Genomic DNA, 17,043 nt, shown 5'->3' on the forward strand with positions numbered 1-17,043 from the left:
TCAGTTCACTTGCAGCATGAAGCCGTCGAAGTACGCAGCAAGCGCAGCAAAATCATCGAGCGGCAGCACGGTCGCGACATACTGATCCGGCCGCACCACGACCATGCAGCCCGCCTTGCGGTCAATGCCGCGCATGGTGAAAACGTCCTGACCATTCTTGAGGTCCGGACAGAACATCTTCTCGTAGTCGATCAGGCCGTAGCGGCCCTTGCGCGGCAGCAGCAGCGCAGGCATCGCCTCGAGAGCGAGCTCGCGATGATCCTGCTGGAAGACCGCCCGCAGGTCGATCACGCTATCGATGTCGGCGACCGCGGGGGTGTAACGCCGGACCGGCGACTCCCGCGCATCGGAGAGAAAATTGCACAAGGCGCGAACGGCCGATCCGGTTGCTGCGGGATCCTCAGCGCCGGAGAAAGCGTAGATGCGGAAGCGGCCATCCGCCTGCGCAGCGTGACCGAGATGCACCGGCTTGGCATCCGCAAGCCGGATCACCGGTGCGGAATGAAATCGCGTGCCGATGACGAGGCCTTGCGCGAGATGCTGGTGGGACGTCGCTCCCGTCAGAACCGACGGGCGGTAATGCGTCGCCGTGCCCGCGGTGTAGCGACCGTGCCTCACGAAATAGTCCTGCGTCCTGGCGGCGTCGGCGCCGCCGGCCTTGGCGGCGGACGCAAGAATCCCCGCCCATTCCCGGTCGAAATCGATCAGCTCTTTGGCAACCGCCTGGCGCTCGGCCGAATAGGAATGCAGCAGGCTCGGCGCAGACTGCTTCCGCAAAACGGCAGCGAGCTTCCAGCCGAGATTGAAAGCGTCCTGCATCGAGACGTTCATGCCCTGCCCCGCCTTCGGGCTGTGGGTGTGGCAGGCATCGCCGGCGATGAATATCCGCGGCAGACGCGTAGCCGTCTCGGTCTCCGGCACGTCGTCGAACTTGTCGGTCAGGCGCTGGCCGATCTCGTAGACCGACCACCACGCGATCTCCTTCACATCGAGCGTATGCGGCTTCAGGATCCGCTGCGCTTTCGCGATCACGTCGTCGGCGGTGATATTGCGATTGGCGACGCGCTCGCCGATGTCGAGCTTGGCGAGCTCGACATAGAGGCGGACCATGTAGCCGCCCTCGCGCGGAATGATCAGCAGGCTACCGTCCTTCGCCGACTGAATCAGAGCCTTGAAGCGGATGTCGGGAAAATCGGTCACCGCCAGCACGTCCATCACGCCCCAGGCATGATTGGCGGAATCGCCGAGCAACTCGCGACCGATCGATTTGCGCACCGTGCTGCGGGCGCCGTCGCAGCCGACGACATAGCGCGCCTTGATGGTCTCGACCTTGCCCTCGTTCTCGGCATCGACCCGTTCGAGCCGCGCCGTCACGGCATGGTCGGCGGGACCCGCGGCCGGATCGACCTGAAGGTCGAGCAGGCGCCGACTGTAATGGGGCTCGAGCCTGCCCGGCGCCTTGCGCATGACGTCGAGAAAGCCGTCATGGATGCGCGCCTGGTTGAGAATAACGTGCGGGAATTCCGACAAACCGTCCTCGACGTCCTGCACCCGGCCGCTGCGGACGATATGTTCCGGCACCCGCTCGTCCGGCTTCCAGAATGTCGTCTCGTTCACCCAACAGGCTTCCTTCAGGACGCGCTCGCTGAATCCGAAGGCGTGGAACATCTCCATGGTGCGGCATGCGATGCCGTCGGCCTGCCCGACCAGCAAGCGGCCCGGCTTCTGCTCGACGATGCAGGTCTTGATGTCGGCAAACTGCGCAAGCTGGGCCGCAAGCGTCAGGCCCGCAGGGCCACAGCCGACGATGAGGACATCGACCTCTTCGGGCACGCCCCCCGTTGCGCCAGAAGGCTGAATGCGCGCGGCGGGATCGGCGATTTCGGGGTCGCCCGGCTGAAATCCATTGAGATGGAATTGCATGAGCACCTCTCCCGCCGATGTTCCGTTTGGATATTGATCAGTATGCTGACTATCAGTATACTTGTCAACGATCCCGGCCGTCCCGCCCCAACGGAGAAATTCGGTGAAAGACAACAACGACATGCCCGGACATCTGGCGCGCCGATTCCAGCAGATCGCGGTCGCGGTGTTTTTGGCCGAGGTCGGGGATGCCGGCTTCGACCTCACGCCGGTGCAATACGCCGCGCTCGCGACCATCAAGGCCAATCCGGGGCTCGACCAGGTGACGCTCGCGGGATTGATCGCCTACGACCGCACCACCATCACCGGCGTGATCGACCGGCTCGTGCAGAAGGGGCTCGCGGAGCGCCGCGCCTCGCGCCGCGACCGCCGTGCCCGCGAGCTCGAGATCACCGACGAAGGCCGCCGCACGCTGCGCAAGATCACGCCGGCCGTCAGATCCGCGCAACGCATCATGCTGCGTGGCCTCAGCGCGAAGGAAGGTGAGGATCTGATGCGCCTCCTGCACAAGGCGATCGCCGCCGGCAACGAACTCAGCCGCGCCCCGCTGCGCGGAGTGCAGGCATAGAGCGTATTCGAGCGAGGTGGATACCGCTTCGCGTCAAGAAAACGTGCCAAGACAGAAAGCCCCGTAATTCTACCCCTCATTGTCGCAGTATCGCGAAACCAGGAACTAACCTTCGGCTGTTACGGTCGACGGCATTCGGCGTTTAACGCGCGATTAACTTTGCCGGTCTGGAGTTTCGGATGTTCAGGTTCCTCATTGCGGCGGCGGCGATCGCGCTCTCGACCGCTCCGGCGCTCGCGAATGGCCATGGCGGCGGCGATGCCCCTCCGCCGCCGAAGCCCGCGACGTCACCGGCGAAAGTCATCCTGACCAAGCAGGGCCCCACGCTCGTGGACCTCAACGGCATGACGCTCTACTATTACGAGCGCGATACCACCGGCAAGACGTCGAACTGCAACGGGAAATGCGTCGAGAGCTGGGTGCCGCTGCCCGCAACGGCCGATGCCAAAGCGGTCGGCGACTTCACCGTGATCAACCGTAACGACGGCAGCAAGATGTGGGCCTATCGCTATCGTCCGCTCTACACCTCGCCGGCCGACAAGGCGCCGGGCGAGGCCAATGGCAATGCCACGACGCTGCAATGGCGCGTCGCCCGTCCCGAGAACTAGGGCGACCTCACCCGCGCCAGCTGGGCCGCGCCTCGACTTGCGCGTTCTGTCCGGGCGGCAGCACCACGACCATTGAGTTGAGCTTCACCCGGTCATAGAGATCGATCACGTCCTCGTTGCGCATCCGGATGCATCCGGACGAGATCGCCTGCCCGATATATTCCGGCTGGTTGGTGCCGTGGATGCGGTAGAGCGTGTCCTTGTTGCCGGCATAGAGATAGATGCCCCGCGCGCCCAGCGGATTGGCGGGGCCTCCGGGCACCCGCGCCGGATAGGGCCCGAGCCGCGCCTGGATGTCCGCCGTCGGAACCCAATCCGGCCATTCCGCTAGACGACCGACCCGCGCGACTCCGGAGAACGCCATGGCTTCCTCGCCGACCGCGACGCCGTAGCGGATCGCCTTGCCTTCGGGCAGCACGAAATAGAGATAGCGCGCATCGGTATCGACCAGGATCGTGCCCGGCTGCTCCTTGCGCGGATAATCGACGATATGACGGAGATATTGCTCGGGCACGTTTGCTTGCGCGTAAGGCGTATGCGCCAGCAACTGCCGGTCGCGGGTCGTCATGCTCGCGTCCGTCGATGGCGAAAGCGTCGTCTGCATGCAGCCGCCCAACGGAAGCATGGCAAGGACGAGTAGAACGAATAAGGATCTTGGCATCGCCGGCCCCGATAGCGATAGCAGCGCCCCCAGCAACACCAGATGCTGCCAAAATCGTGCTGAAAACAAGGCATTGTGGAACAATTACGCGTGTTTTCTGAGGCGGGTTCCATCACCACAAACGGCGCAAGAGCGTCGCACAGTCTCCATCCCCTCGCCTTGCTTTGGTCAAACCCGGCTGGACTCGTGGGTCATGGTGCTTGGGCCTCATCGGATTTGGGGATTTGGATGGGCCCACCTCAACGGATCTGCTCGCGCCAATGCGAACGACCGATACCTCAATACTCAACACCTGGGGCTTCAAAACACCCAGGCTTCAAAGGAGCTGCGATGCTCGCGACGCTGAACTCTCGGCAAATCGTCGATGAGATCGTGAAGGACACGGTCACGAACAACGACCCGCACGACGCCGTGCAGATTTCGCCTGACATTTTGCTGGCCTCGCGCCCTCTCAGCGTTGCGCCCGCGCTCGCGCCTGAGATCACGACCCGTCCGGAACCCAAAATAGATCCGGCGTTCCTGCTGAAGCCCAGAATGAATCCGGAGCCGAAGTTCAGTCCCGTCGCGGAGCCGCAGCCGGCAGCGCCCTCGGTCGACACCGCCGTGCGCGTCGCGGCCAGTGATGGCCTCAGCCGGCAGAAGCGCTCTTCCGCCGGCAAGTGGCTGCGCGGTGCGTTCGTCACGATGCTGTTTGCGGGCGGAAGCGCAGCCGCCACTGTCGCCTGGGAGAAACATGGCGACACCGCAAGACAGATGCTCGCCGAATGGACCCCGGCTTTGGCGTCGCTGTTGCCTTCGACGTCGCAGACGGCACCGGTCGCCGCCGCGCAGGCCGCGTCGCCTGCGGACCAGCCCGCAACTGATCAAGTCGCAACGGATCAAGCGGCCGACCAATCGGCGGCTCCGCCTGCAACCCAGGTTGCAGCAGCAGTGCCCCCGGCAACACAACCCGATCCTGTACAATCGGTGCAGTCGATGACGCGCGATCTCACCGCGATGGCGCAACAGATCGAGCAGCTCAAGGCCAACATCGCCGAGTTGAAGGCCGGGCAGGAGCAGATGGCACGCGAGATGGCGAAGCCGCCCGCGCCGAAGCCGGTGGCCGATACGAAGCCGCGCGTCGATCCGCGCGCGCAAATGTCCGCGCTACCGCCGCGGCCCGCGGCGCCGCCGGTTCGCAAACCGAAGCCGGTCGTGTCGCACACCTACATGCCGGCTTATTCGCCGGCGCCGCTCGCTCCGCCGCCGCCGGCCTCGCAGGCTGCCGCAGCCCCACCGCCCGCTGCCATGACGACGCAAGCCGTTGCCGACGACGACGGACCTGTCGTACGCCCGCCAATGCCGCTGCGCTGAACCATCGTCACGCGACGACGCGTCGCACCAGCGATGCTGTCAGAGTCGATGTGATGCGTTGAATCCGGATGACTACGGGAAGCGAGCTTCGATCGTTTTCCATCAAGAGAAAAGGCCGTCGGGATCTATGCCGGCGGCCTTCTCTGCAGCTGCCGGTTCCCGGAGCCCGGTTCTGCTGCAATTCCATGCCTCATGATCACGCCGACATATTTAATAAAATCTTAACACGCTTGAATGCTGCACATCATTTCTGCGCATAAGCAGAGAGATTGCGCGCGCCGTTCATTCGATAAACATCGACTCAGTGGTACCATCGGTCATGTGTTGAAACGTCCACCCGAAGCTCAATTCGTCACACCGGGGAATTCGGATGCCTTACTATTCCTTCGATCTCGTGGTTGGTGAAGAGTTCAAGAACCAGGGCGGTATCATCCTCGAAGACATCGAGGTCGCCTCCGATCGCGCCGTTCAACTGGCCACCGAGCTGTCGCAGGTGAAGCCCGAGCTGCAAAGCAAGGGTTGCGCTGTGCGCGTCACCGACCGCGATCACAAAGAGGTCTATCGCACGCCGCTCGATCCGGTGCCGGCCTGGCGGCGCTAACCCGCCGGCCGGCTTCGCGGGCGCACGCTATCCCCATTGCGGAGCGGCGCGGCAGCCGCTAGCCTTCCCGAAAATTCGGGGAGGTACCAAGGATGCGCACTGGTTTTCTGATGACGGCCCTGTTGCTGCTGGCCGCGTCCGCCCAAGCGGCCGACCATCCACGCTCGACCTATGTCACGTTGGTCTTGCAGGCCTTCGCCGCCAAGGTCGAATGTCCGGGCACCGATATCGCCTACCAGGATCTGGTGCAGAAGGCGGAGCAGATGCAGCTGCCCGAAGGCACCACCGAGAAGGTCCGCAAGGCGATCGCCTGGATGCACACGGGTGGCAAGATGGGCGAGAAGCAGGACGACGATCTGATGGCCGAGGTCGCGGTGGCCACCCAGGCGACCGACCTCAACCAACGCCGCCTCGGCATGCCCAACTGGTGCGAGGCCCAGAAGACCAACCTCGCCGGCCTGATCCGCAGCAAGGGCGGCTAGCGTGATCGTGCGGCGTTAAGCACGCCGCGCCGGAATTTTTGCTTCGGCCAATAATCGTCACATTTCTCGCCAGCATGCGGCTCTTTCGAACTCGAACAGGGGAGCTCCATGCGGATCAACCATGTCCTTCTCGCGGTCGCGTTTGCCGTCGCACCGATGCTGACTGCGCCCGTGCTGGCGAAGAATTCCAATGCCCAGAAGGGCGAGGACAAATCGACCTCGTCTTCGTCGTGTAGCGCTTATCAGCAGGCGCCGGATGGCTCGTGGGAGCCGCTCCCCTGCAAGGAGACGGGCGAGCGCTCCCAGCCGCAGACACAGAATCGCACCTCGCCGCAGGGCGCTGACCGCGGGGAGCGTTGAACGCGGGGGAGTGTCAGCTCTGGTGCGGACCGCGGATGATCTTCATCGCGTCCGCGATGTGACGCCACTCTTTGGCCTCGTCGGCCTCGCCGCGGCCCTCACAAGCCCTGGCCTGTTCGGCGGCCTTCGCGATCGCAGCAAAACCATGCTGTTCCAGCATCTGGCGCGCGACGGTGTGGACCTGGACCTCGGTCATCATGGGCGTTCTCCCGTTTGACGAAACCGCGGTGCATCGCGCCGCCGCGGGTTGTTCACAACGATTGAGCCCCGGACCTCGTTCCGTAGCGTTCACGTCAGCAAGCAAAAGGCGGCCCGCTATGCCCAGCGGACCGCCTTTTCACCAACCCCAAATTTGAAGCGTCGCGGCCGAGGTCCCCTAGCCGGCCGCCGCGCGCTTGCGCTCGAAATCGTTGGGCACCTCGATATCGACCTCGAGGGTCGAGACCTCGTCGCCGCGATCGAGCCGGACGATGACCTTGGTCGGGTCCAGCGTGACGTGCCTGGAGACGACCGCGAGAATTTCCTCACGCAGCACACCGAGCAGATCGGGCTGGCCGCGCAGTCCGCGTTCATGGGCAAGCAGGATCTGCAACCGTTCGCGCGCGACGGGTGCAGAGGCCTTGTTGCCGCGGAGAAGCCGAAGCAGACCCATGCTCATGCGGCCCTCCGTCGCAGCAGGCGGTCCATGAAGCCCTTGCGCTCGGTCGGCACCTGCATGGGCACGGTGTCGCCGCACAGCCGTCGGGCCGCGTCGATATAGGCCCGCGCCGGTGCGCCTTCCGCGTTCGACAGCGTCACGGGCGTGCCGACGTTGGAGGCGCGCAGCACGTCCTGGCTCTCCGGGATGATGCCGAGCAGGGGCGTTGCAAGAATTTCGAGGATGTCCTCGATGGTCAGCATCTCGCCGCGCGCGGCGCGCGAGGGATCATAGCGGGTGATGAGAATGTGCTTCTCGACCCGCTCGCCCTTCTCGGCCCGCACCGTCTTGGAATCGAGCATGCCGATGATGCGATCGGAATCGCGCACCGAGGAGACTTCGGGATTGGTGACGATCACGGCTTCGTCGGCAAAGCGCATCGCCATGGAGGCGCCGCGCTCGATGCCGGCCGGACTGTCGCAGATCACCCAGTCGAAACGGCTGCGCAGATCGTCGATGACCTTGCCCACGCCCTCTTCGGTCAGCGCGTCCTTGTCGCGGGTTTGCGAGGCCGGCAGCAGCCAGAGGTTCTCCAGCCGCTTGTCCTTGATCAGGGCCTGCGGCAGCTTTGCGACGCCCTGCACCACGTTGATGAGGTCGAACACGACGCGGCGTTCGGCGCCCATCACGAGGTCGAGGTTGCGCAAGCCGACGTCGAAATCGACGACGACGACCTTTTCGCCGCGCTGCGCGAGCGCAGCCCCCAGTGCGGCGGTCGTCGTGGTCTTTCCGACGCCCCCCTTGCCTGACGTCACGACCAGTACCTTGGCCATCTCTCAAATCTCCTTCTGGTCAGTTCAGCGCAGTAATTCGCATGGTGTTGCCCTGCAGCCAGGCCTGGGCCGGCTTGCCGCGCAGGGCCGCGTCGATATCGTCGGCGGTCTGGTAAAAACCATCGATTGCAAGCAGTTCGGCCTCGATCTTCTGACAATAGATGCGCGCGCTCGTGTGACCGTTCACGCCCGCCATGGCGCGACCGCGTAGCGCGCCGTAAATGTGAATGGAGCCGCCGGCAACGACCTCGGCGCCGGAGCCGACAGAGCCCAAAATGGTGACGTCACCCTCGGGGAAGATCACGGTCTGGCCCGACCGCACGGGGCTTTCGAGCAGCAGCGAGGTCGGCTTGGTCTCGACCTTTGCCTCGACCTTCTTGGGCGCACTCGGCTCGACCACGCAGCTGCGCCCGCCCGAAAGCAGCGGCGGCATCATGGGGTTCAACCGGCCCTCCTCCACGCCCTCGATCCCGAGCACGCGGATGTTGCGGTCCTGAAGGCTGGTGAGCAGATGGCCGATGCCGGACTGGCTGAGATCGACCGAGGACAGGTCGATCACCACGGGGCGGCCGGCGAAGAAGCCCGGCGAGCGCGCGATGGTGGTGTCGATCTCCTGCAGCCAGTCCTGGATGGGAACCGTCGGCACGAAGACGAAGGCCACATAGGAGCGCCCGCGCAGGCGAACCATTTGGCGTTGAGGTTTTACTGCAGCCTCCATAGCGGCCGACTCGTCCCCTGTTATTGAATGGTTAACGATGCCGCCGATATGGTTAATGGCCGGTTAATTTCTCCGTGGGGTTACGTGGCATGGAAGCGCACCAAGGGCGTTGAGCAGGCGCTCTCGCCCCGCACAACGGTCATCGCCCGCGAAGGCGGGCGATCCAGTACTCCGAGACGGTTGCGGGTCAGCCGAAAGGCTGCGGCGTACTGGATGCCCCGGTCAAGCCGGGGCATGACAGCGGAATGTGGGGCCGGCGCGGCGACCAGCCCCCTACTTCTTCACCTTGCTCGCATCCATCTTGATGGCGGGGTCCAGCATCTTGGTCGTGAACGCCGTCGTGACGTCGAACGGCTTCTCCATGCCGAGATAGGTCTGGACCAGATCGTAGTCCTTCTTCATCCGCTCGCCGTCGATCCAGCCGAGTGCCTTCGTCGTCGTGAATTCGTCCGTCATCAGGGACTTGATGCGCTCCCACTGGCGCTCCTGGTTCTCCTTGTCGAGACCGGAGACCTGATCGAGCAGCGCCTTCAGGCAGGGCGCGGCGTCGGCGACGCAGGTCGCGAAGGCCTTTGCGTGACCCGCACGAACGCCTCGACCAGCTTCGGGTTCTTCTGCAGATAGCCGCCGTTGACGATCAGCGAATTGCCGTAAGGGTTGAGCCCGATGTCCTTCCAATTGACGTAGCCGAGATCGCTTCCGAACTCGATCACCTTCAAATCGTGCTCGTTGTAGAAGTCGCTGATGATGTCGACCGTATGGCTCTTGAGCGCGGCGATCTTCGCCGTCGGCCCGACATTGACGAAGCCGACGGAGTCGGGCGCAAGCCCTGCAGCCTTGGCGAAGGCCGGCCACATCACACGCGAGGCGTCCCCGGGCGGATTGCCGATCTTGTGGCCGGCAAAATCCTTCACCCCGTTCACGCCGTAGCTCTTCAACCAGTAGAAGGTCTGGCCGGTGTTGGCGTAGACGCTCATCACGGCAACAGCGTCAGCCCCCTTGCTCTTCGCCACCAGCATGGTGGCGAGATCGGCGACGCCGAAGGGCGAGCCGCCGGAGCCGACCTTGGCGGCGGAGACGCCGGAGCCCTTGCCGACCTCGATGGTCAGATCGATGCCCGCTTTCTCGTACCAGCCTTGCGCCTTGGCGTAATAATAGGGCGAGTGATCGGCCGTCGGCGCCCAGTTCAGAATCAGATTGACCGCCTCGCCCGCGTTCGCGGGCACGACTGGTGATCCGAGCATCAGGGCCACCGCCAGGGCCGAGCCCGCCGCCTGCAAACGCTTCATCGCATCTCTCCTCGTTGCCCGCGACCGGCTTGTCGCTCTCCCCCCGTGAGGATACCAATGCAACAAGGCCGCCCTCAACTTGTCAACTGTTTGGTTGGAAATGCCCGCAAAACGTTCAGGCGACACCGTGCCGCAGCGGCGCGACCCGGTCGCCACACGCAAGAAGCTGCTCACCGCGGCGCGCGAGGAGTTCGCCCGGCACGGCTTTGCCGGCGCCCGCGTCGACGAGATCGCAGAGCGCGCCGGTGTCAACAAGCAGCTCGTCTACCACTATTTCGGCGACAAGGACGCGCTCTATCTCGCCGTGCTCGAATGGGTTTACGCCGATATCCGCGAGCAGGAACGTCAGCTCAATCTCGAAGGCCTGCCGCCGGGAAAGGCGATCCGGAAACTGATCGAGGCCTCGTTCGATTACCTCGCGACGAACCCCGATTTCATCGTGCTTCTGAACGACGAGAACCGCGGCGGTGCCCGCCACGTCCGCGGCTCGACGCGGCTGGAGGCGATGCATTCGCCGCTGGTGAAGAGCGTGTCCCACATCCTTCACGAAGGCGTCCGCGCCGGCATGTTCCGCAAGGGGATCGACCCGATCCAGCTCTATATCTCCATCGCGGGCCTCAGCTATTTCTATCTCTCCAACACGCCGACGCTGTCGGCGATCTTCGGCAAGGACCTGTCGAGCCGGGCCGCGCGCCGCGCCCGCCGCCGGCACGTCGCCGATCTCGTGCTGCATTCGCTCCGGCCATAATCAACCAACTGGTTGAAACTTCCCTCCGGGACGGCTAGGCTTGCGACCAGCGGCAAGGTGGCCGCTGACAGCAGGGGGTAACCGGTGACAGGAGACGGCGCCCGCAATACGCGCAGCTTTGCGATCGTCCTAATCGTGCACTTCGCCGTGCTGGTGCTCTGGCAGGTGCTGGTCGATGCCTTCCACGTCCCGAAGTTCATCCTGCCCTCGCCGCTCGCGACAATCCAGACGCTGGGAACCGCGAGCTACGCCTGGGGCGCCAACACGCTGGTGACGGCGATCGAGATCCTCGGCGGCTTTGCGCTCGGCGCCTTCGTCGGCGTGACGCTGGCCGTCATCTTCAGCTGGGCGCCGCTGATCAGCCTCGTGCTGCTGCCGCTGTTCGTGACGCTGAACATGATCCCGAAGGTCGCGCTTGGTCCGCTCCTCATCGTCTGGTTCTCCTACGGCATCGTGCCGAACATCCTGATCGCCTTCAGCATCTGCTTCTTCCCGATCCTGCTCACCACCGCGCGGGGCTTGCGCGAGGTCGAGCCGGATCTGCTCGACCTCGTCAAATCGCTGCGCGGCTCGCGCTGGACGCTGTTCCGCAAGATCCAGCTGCCGGGATCGCTGCCTTACATCTTCTCCGGAATGAAGGTCGGCGCCATCCTCGCGGTCGCCGGCGCCATAGTCGGCGAGTTCATCGCCTCCGAGCGCGGGCTCGGCTACCTCATGATCCAGGTGCAGTCGTCGCTCGACACGCCCGCGATGGTGATGGCCGTCGTGCTGCTCACCCTGCTCGGCGTCGCGCTTTACGGCTTCGTGCTCGTCCTCGAACGCATCTTCGTCGTCGGCGACGCAAGACAAACTTGAAGATCAAGGACCAAAACCATGCTCCTCACCCGCCACAACCTGCCGAAGACCATCCCTGATATCGCTGCGCTCGACGATCTCCTGTGCCGGCCGACCCAGGCATTGATCGACGACCTCGCCCGGGTCGACGGCGACATCATGATCCTCGGCGTCGCCGGCAAGATGGGGCCGACGCTTGCGGGGCTTGCCAAGGCCGCAGCGCCCGATCGCCGTGTCATCGGCGTCGCCCGCTTCAGCGACGCCGGCGTCAAGGACTGGCTGCACGCGCGTGGCGTCGAGACTATCAATTGCGACCTAATGGACGAGACCGCGATTCAGGCGCTGCCGAAGGCGCCCAACATTGTCTTCATGGCCGGCCGCAAATTCGGCGCTGAGGGCGATCTCTCGCTGACCTGGGCGATGAATGCGCACGTGCCGGCACTGATCGCGCAGGCCTTCCCCTCGTCGCGGATCGTGGCGTTCTCGACCGGCTGCATCTATCCGTTCGTCCCCGTCGACGGCAAAGGATCGGGCGAGGACATGGCGCCGAACCCGCCCGGCGAGTACGCCCAGTCCTGCGTGGGCCGCGAGCGCATGTTCGAGTATTTTTCGCGCAAGTTCGGAACGCCCGGGCGGCTATTCCGCCTCAACTACGCGATCGACATGCGCTATGGCGTGCTGCACGACATCGCCTTGAAAGTGCTCACGGGCACGCCGATCGACCTCAGCATCGGTCATGTCAATTTCATCTGGCAGGGCGATGCCTCATCGCAGGCGCTGCGCTGCCTCGCGCATTGCACAGCGCCGACCTCGCCGATCAATGTCAGCGGCCACGAGATTTTGGCGGTGCGCGACCTCGCAGCAAGATTCGGCGCCAGGTTCGGCCGTATGCCGGTGCTGACAGGAAACGAAGAGCCGACCGCGTGGCTGACCGACACGTCCAAGGCAGTCGAGCTTTTCGGCCTGCCGGTCGTCGACACCGAGCAGCTGATCGCCTGGACGGCGGATTGGGTGTCGCGCGCCATGCCGAGCCTCGGCAAGCCCACCAAATACGAGGTGCGCGATGGACGCTACTGACGATCCGCGCATCATCCAGCTTGGCGTCGAGGATGCTGCGGCGGGCCTCGCGCTCTCGACAGAGGCGCACTGGAACCAGAATGAAGACGACTGGCGGTTTTTCTTGAGCGACGGCGTCGCGTTCGGCATCCGTGATGGCGCGCAACTGGTCGCGACCGCAGCACTCCTGCCCTACCCCGGCGACAACGCCTGGATCAGCATGGTGCTGGTGACGGCAAGCCATCGCCGACGCGGTCTCGCCACGCGGCTCGTCGACGCCTGCCTGGCGATGGCGCGCGAACGCGGCCTGACGAGCTGGCTCGACGCAACCCCGGACGGTGCTGCCGTCTATGGGCCGCTCGGGTTCACGCCGACCCTGCAATTGCGCCGGCTCAAGCTGGTGAAATCGGCATCCGCGTCCGGGCAGGCACCTTCGTCCGCGACGCTCGACGCGCTCCGCGCGCGCGACCGGCGCGCCACGGGCCTCGATCGAACCGCCCTGCTCTCCAACTTCGCGCAGCGTTCCGGCTCGCGCATCGTCGCCGCGAACGGCGCCATCGCGCTGGTTCGCGACGGACGTACCGCGCGCCATATCGGCCCGCTGCTTGCCGACGACGCGGCAGCCGCGCTGACCCTGGTCGATGCCATCGCGCGATCGGAGACCGGACCGCTGCTGCTCGATGCCGTCGCGTCGCAAGCCGCGTTCCCTGAAGGATTGACCGCATCCGGCTGGATCATCGAGCGCCCGTTCCAGCGCATGCGGTTCGGCCCCGCTAAGACCGCGGGTGAAGACATGCCATTCGCCGTCGCCGGCCCTGAATTCGGATAGGACATCATGCACCACAGCCAGATCAACAGCGAGATCCGCAAGCTGATCGCCGACGGCACCGTGCTGCCGGCGCATCCCCTCGCGCTCACCGCCGAACGCCAGCTCGACAAAAAGCATCAGCGCGCGCTGACGCGCTATTACATCGAAGCCGGCTCCGGCGGCCTTGCGGTCGGCGTGCACACCACGCAGTTCGCGATCCGTGACGTCGGCCTCTATCGTCCCGTGCTGGAGCTCGCCGCCGAGACGGCGGCGAACTGGACCAAGCGTCCGCTGGCGCTGGTCGCGGGCATCGCCGGTCCGACTAGGCAGGCCACCGCTGAAGCCCGCACCGCGCGCGACATCGGCTATCACGCAGGGCTCCTCAGTCTCGCTGCGATGAAGAGGGCGTCGGAGGACGAGATCATCGCGCATTGCGCAGCGGTCGCAGCCGAAATTCCGCTGGTCGGCTTCTATCTTCAGCCGGCGGTCGGCGGCGTGGTCCTGTCGAGCCGGTTCTGGCAGCGCTTTGCCTCGATCGACAATGTCATCGCGATCAAGATCGCGCCGTTCAACCGCTACCGGACCCTTGATGTTTTGCGCGGCGTCGCAGCAGCCGGCGCGCTCGACCGCGTTGCGCTCTATACCGGCAATGATGACCACATCCTGCTCGATTTGATGCTGCCGTTCGACCTCCGCGACAACGGCGTCACCACGCGCACTTATTTCAAAGGCGGCCTGCTCGGCCACTGGTCGGTGTGGACGGCGAGCGCGATCAAACAGTTCGAGCGCTGCAAAGCGGCACGGCACAAGGACAGCGTGCCGGCCGATTTGCTCGCGCTCGATGCCCGCGTCACCGATTGCAACAGCGCCTTCTTCGACGTCGCCAACGATTTTCACGGCTGCATCGCCGGCTGCCATGAGGTGCTGCGACGGCAGGGCCTGATGCAGGGCCTGTGGTGCCTCGATCCGAACGAGGGCCTGAGCCCCGGCCAGAAGGACGAGATCGAGCGCGTGTACCGCGAGCATTCCGACCTCAGCGACGACGCGTTCGTGGCCGCAAACTTGGATAAATGGCTGGCATGAGCTCAAGCCCCTTCATCAGCCTGCACGGCGTCCGCAAGGTCTATCGCAGCGGCGGCGCCGAATTCCTCGCGGTGTCCGACGTCACCATGGACGTGCAGGAGGGTGAGCTGGTCTCGCTGGTCGGCCCGTCCGGCTGCGGCAAGACCACCGTGATGAAGATTTTGGCCGGCTTGCACGACGCCGACGGCGGCACGGTGAAGATCGGCAACGCCAAAAGCCCGTTCGATCCGACCCGCGACATTGGCATGGTGTTCCAGCAGGCGTTGCTGCTGAAATGGCGGACCATCCTGGACAACGTGCTGCTGCCGGCAGAGATCGTCGGTCTTCCGATGAAGGCCGCGCGCGAGCGGGCGCGCGATCTGCTCAATCTGGTGGGTCTTGCCGGGTACGAGCAGAAATATCCGCGCGAGCTGTCCGGCGGCATGCAGCAGCGCACCGCCATCGCGCGCGCCTTCATTCACGACCCGAAACTGATCCTGATGGACGAGCCGTTCGGCGCGCTCGACGCCTTGACGCGCGAGCAGATGAATCTGGAGATGCTGCGGATCTGGCGCGAGAGCGGCAAGACCATCATCTTCATCACGCACTCGATCCAGGAGGCCGTGTTCCTGTCCTCGCACTGCGCCGTGCTGACGGCCGGACCTGCGAAGATGGCCGATTATTTCCCCATCGACCTGCCCTTCCCACGGGCTCTGCCGCTGAAAACGACGGACGCGTTCGGCGCCTATGCGCGGCGGATTTACGAGAAGCTGGGTTTGGGCGCGGCTTAATTCACCGCACGATAGATGCTGTAGGGTGGGCAAAGCGACTTGTCCGCTGTAGCTCGAAGAGCGAAGGAGGAAGCGTGCCCACCATGGCGAGGCAAGCAAGCAGTGGTGGGCACGGCGCAAGTGCGCCTTTGCCCCACCCTACGGGAGTTTGCGCGATCAAGCCTTGTTGCGCATCTTGCCGAGCAGATAATTGTCGTAAAAATTCTCCGCGATCTGCGTGTAGAACAGCAGCTCCTTCATATAGGCGTCGTGGCTTTCCTTGGTGCGCTTGAACAGGTCGCTCTTGATGGCGAGCTCGTTCAGATGGTCCTGGGTCGCGGTGTAGCAGGCCTCCAGCACCGGCTGCGGAAACGCCTTCAGCTCCGCGCCGTTGGCGATCAGCCGCTTCAGCGCCGCCGGATTCACGCTGTCGTATTTCTCGAGCATCCAGGCGCCCGCGGCCGACGCGGCCTGGTTGACGATCGCCTGGTACTGCTTCGGCAGCGACGCCCACTTCTCGTCGTTGACGATCATGTGCAGCATGGCGCCGCCTTCCCACCAGCCGGGGAAGTAGTAATATTTGGCGACCTTCTGGAAGCCGAGCTTCTCGTCGTCATAGGGGCCGACGAATTCGACTGCGTCGATCGTGCCCTTCTCCAGCGCCGGATAGATGTCGCCGCCCGCGATCTGCTGCGGGACCACGCCGAGCCGCGCCAGCACATGACCACCCATCCCGGCGATGCGGAATTTCAGGCCCTTGAGATCGTCGACGGTCTTGATCTCCTTGCGGAACCAGCCGCCCATCTGGGTGCCGGAATTGCCGCAGAGGATGGCATGCGCCTTGAACGGCTTCAGCGCCTCATTGGTGAGGTCGGCGCCGCCGCCGAAATGCCACCAGGATTCCTGATGGCGATGGTTCATGCCGAACGGCGCGCCGGTGGCATAGGCCAGCGCCGGCTCCTTGCCGATGTAGAAATAGAGCGGGGTCTGCGCCATGTCGACAGAAGCGGTGCTGACCGCATCGAGCGCCTGCAGGCCGGGAACGAGCTCGCCGGCCGCGAAGGTCTGGATCTGGAATTTGTTGTCGGTGGCCTCGGCAACATATTTCGCAAAAGTCTGAGCGGTGCCGTAGATAGTGTCCAGCGACTTCGGGAAGCTCGAGGTCAGGCGCCATTTGATCTCGGGCGCGCTTTGCGCGATCGCAGGTGCGGCAACCAGCGTCGTCGCGCCGGCAACCGCGCCGCCCTTGAGGAATGTACGGCGTTTCATGATGGTCTCTCCCTGAACTATGTTTCAACGTATCGGCTTGAGCGCGATCTTCGCAGACCATGGCCTGTTGCTATAGCGGAGTTCAACTAGTGAGCGGTAGCCCGGATGGAGCGCGGCGCAATCCGGGAATCTTCCCAAATTTCCCGTGTCGCTCTCAGAGCAGCTTGGCGCTCACAAACAGCGCGCGCACGGCGTTGGTCGCCTGCACCACGAGCATGGCGTTCTCGGCGGCGCCTTCGAGCGCCGCGACCGCGTCTTCATGCAGCGAGCGGAATTCCATCCACTCGACCGATTTGAAATTGGTGAGGAATTGATAGGCCTGGCCGACGGTCGCGATCGCCAGCGTGTCGCCGTTCAGCTTGATCTTGAACGTCGTGCGCAGCGGGGTCTCGGAACTTTGCGGATCACTCATGGGCTGCTTCTGGACGATGACGGCTTAACGAAAGGAAAACGGCAGCCCCGC

The 17,043-nt window shown here is 64.4% G+C and carries 20 protein-coding genes and 1 pseudogene; 12 read left to right on the top strand and 9 right to left on the bottom strand.

What is annotated here, in order from left to right; genetic code table 11:
- Positions 1–1,923, bottom strand: coding sequence for an FAD-binding monooxygenase (locus tag AB3L03_RS01780; protein ID WP_085384030.1), 1,923 nt, complete (start codon positions 1,921–1,923; stop codon positions 1–3).
- Positions 1,924–2,026: 103 nt separating this feature from the next.
- On the opposite strand from AB3L03_RS01780, the gene AB3L03_RS01785 reads away from it, so the two are divergent.
- Both AB3L03_RS01785 and AB3L03_RS01790 read left to right on the top strand, forming a co-directional pair.
- Positions 2,027–2,491, top strand: a complete 465-nt coding sequence (locus AB3L03_RS01785; protein ID WP_368508154.1) for a MarR family winged helix-turn-helix transcriptional regulator — start codon at positions 2,027–2,029, stop codon at positions 2,489–2,491.
- 179 nt (positions 2,492–2,670) lie between these two features.
- Positions 2,671–3,099: a hypothetical protein gene (locus tag AB3L03_RS01790; RefSeq protein ID WP_018454539.1), complete on the top strand. Its 429-nt coding sequence runs from the start codon at positions 2,671–2,673 to the stop codon at positions 3,097–3,099.
- 7 nt (positions 3,100–3,106) lie between these two features.
- On the opposite strand, the gene AB3L03_RS01795 is transcribed toward AB3L03_RS01790, so the two are convergent.
- The gene (locus tag AB3L03_RS01795) at positions 3,107–3,760 is read right to left on the bottom strand and encodes a L,D-transpeptidase (protein WP_026232758.1); all 654 of its coding nucleotides are present in this window, start codon (positions 3,758–3,760) and stop codon (positions 3,107–3,109) included.
- 330 nt (positions 3,761–4,090) lie between these two features.
- On the opposite strand from AB3L03_RS01795, the gene AB3L03_RS01800 reads away from it, so the two are divergent.
- The 4 genes from AB3L03_RS01800 to AB3L03_RS01815 all read left to right on the top strand — a co-directional run bounded on the left by AB3L03_RS01800 (position 4,091) and on the right by AB3L03_RS01815 (position 6,556).
- On the top strand, positions 4,091–5,113 hold the full coding sequence (locus AB3L03_RS01800) for a hypothetical protein (protein ID WP_018454541.1): 1,023 nt from the start codon (positions 4,091–4,093) through the stop codon (positions 5,111–5,113).
- Positions 5,114–5,483: 370 nt separating this feature from the next.
- Entirely contained in the window at positions 5,484–5,714 is a 231-nt protein-coding gene (locus tag AB3L03_RS01805) for a hypothetical protein (protein WP_007591727.1), read from the top strand.
- A 92-nt stretch (positions 5,715–5,806) separates the two neighbouring features.
- Entirely contained in the window at positions 5,807–6,196 is a 390-nt protein-coding gene (locus AB3L03_RS01810) for a hypothetical protein (protein ID WP_018454542.1), read from the top strand.
- A gap of 108 nt (positions 6,197–6,304) precedes the next feature.
- Entirely contained in the window at positions 6,305–6,556 is a 252-nt protein-coding gene (locus AB3L03_RS01815; protein WP_018454543.1) for a hypothetical protein, read from the top strand.
- Positions 6,557–6,569: 13 nt separating this feature from the next.
- Here AB3L03_RS01815 and AB3L03_RS01820 read toward each other — a convergent pair whose 3' ends face one another.
- The 5 genes and pseudogenes from AB3L03_RS01820 to AB3L03_RS01840 all read right to left on the bottom strand — a co-directional run bounded on the left by AB3L03_RS01820 (position 6,570) and on the right by AB3L03_RS01840 (position 10,033).
- A complete protein-coding gene (locus AB3L03_RS01820; RefSeq protein WP_018454544.1) occupies positions 6,570–6,755 on the bottom strand; it encodes a hypothetical protein in 186 nt (61 codons plus the stop codon).
- 177 nt (positions 6,756–6,932) lie between these two features.
- Positions 6,933–7,214 (bottom strand): cell division topological specificity factor MinE, encoded by a 282-nt coding sequence (gene minE, locus AB3L03_RS01825; RefSeq protein WP_007591739.1) that lies wholly within the window; start codon positions 7,212–7,214, stop codon positions 6,933–6,935.
- Positions 7,211–8,026, bottom strand: a complete 816-nt coding sequence (gene minD, locus AB3L03_RS01830; RefSeq protein ID WP_007591740.1) for a septum site-determining protein MinD — start codon at positions 8,024–8,026, stop codon at positions 7,211–7,213. The genes minE and minD overlap by 4 nt, the downstream gene beginning before the upstream one ends.
- A gap of 19 nt (positions 8,027–8,045) precedes the next feature.
- Entirely contained in the window at positions 8,046–8,744 is a 699-nt protein-coding gene (gene minC / locus AB3L03_RS01835; protein ID WP_026232759.1) for a septum site-determining protein MinC, read from the bottom strand.
- A 273-nt stretch (positions 8,745–9,017) separates the two neighbouring features.
- Positions 9,018–10,033 (bottom strand): annotated as a pseudogene (locus AB3L03_RS01840) (ABC transporter substrate-binding protein).
- A gap of 100 nt (positions 10,034–10,133) precedes the next feature.
- Here AB3L03_RS01840 and AB3L03_RS01845 point away from each other — a divergent pair.
- The 6 genes from AB3L03_RS01845 (at position 10,134) to AB3L03_RS01870 (ending at position 15,332) form a co-directional block, all read left to right on the top strand.
- The gene (locus tag AB3L03_RS01845) at positions 10,134–10,781 is read left to right on the top strand and encodes a TetR/AcrR family transcriptional regulator (RefSeq protein ID WP_018454547.1); all 648 of its coding nucleotides are present in this window, start codon (positions 10,134–10,136) and stop codon (positions 10,779–10,781) included.
- A gap of 84 nt (positions 10,782–10,865) precedes the next feature.
- Positions 10,866–11,636 (top strand): ABC transporter permease, encoded by a 771-nt coding sequence (locus AB3L03_RS01850; protein WP_026232760.1) that lies wholly within the window; start codon positions 10,866–10,868, stop codon positions 11,634–11,636.
- 18 nt (positions 11,637–11,654) lie between these two features.
- Entirely contained in the window at positions 11,655–12,692 is a 1,038-nt protein-coding gene (locus AB3L03_RS01855; protein ID WP_018454549.1) for an NAD(P)-dependent oxidoreductase, read from the top strand.
- Positions 12,679–13,500 (top strand): GNAT family N-acetyltransferase, encoded by an 822-nt coding sequence (locus AB3L03_RS01860; protein ID WP_018454550.1) that lies wholly within the window; start codon positions 12,679–12,681, stop codon positions 13,498–13,500. The genes AB3L03_RS01855 and AB3L03_RS01860 overlap by 14 nt, the downstream gene beginning before the upstream one ends.
- Positions 13,501–13,506: 6 nt before the next feature.
- On the top strand, positions 13,507–14,562 hold the full coding sequence (locus AB3L03_RS01865; protein WP_018454551.1) for a dihydrodipicolinate synthase family protein: 1,056 nt from the start codon (positions 13,507–13,509) through the stop codon (positions 14,560–14,562).
- The gene (locus AB3L03_RS01870) at positions 14,550–15,332 is read left to right on the top strand and encodes an ABC transporter ATP-binding protein (RefSeq protein WP_018454552.1); all 783 of its coding nucleotides are present in this window, start codon (positions 14,550–14,552) and stop codon (positions 15,330–15,332) included. The genes AB3L03_RS01865 and AB3L03_RS01870 overlap by 13 nt, the downstream gene beginning before the upstream one ends.
- A gap of 156 nt (positions 15,333–15,488) precedes the next feature.
- Here AB3L03_RS01870 and AB3L03_RS01875 read toward each other — a convergent pair whose 3' ends face one another.
- A complete protein-coding gene (locus tag AB3L03_RS01875) occupies positions 15,489–16,580 on the bottom strand; it encodes a TRAP transporter substrate-binding protein (RefSeq protein ID WP_018454553.1) in 1,092 nt (363 codons plus the stop codon).
- A gap of 154 nt (positions 16,581–16,734) precedes the next feature.
- On the bottom strand, positions 16,735–16,992 hold the full coding sequence (locus tag AB3L03_RS01880; protein WP_007609546.1) for a hypothetical protein: 258 nt from the start codon (positions 16,990–16,992) through the stop codon (positions 16,735–16,737).
- Between the last annotated feature and the right edge of the window lie 51 nt (positions 16,993–17,043).

This window comes from Bradyrhizobium lupini (genome assembly GCF_040939785.1).
In the GTDB taxonomy this organism is placed as follows: Bacteria; Pseudomonadota; Alphaproteobacteria; order Rhizobiales; family Xanthobacteraceae; genus Bradyrhizobium; species Bradyrhizobium canariense_D.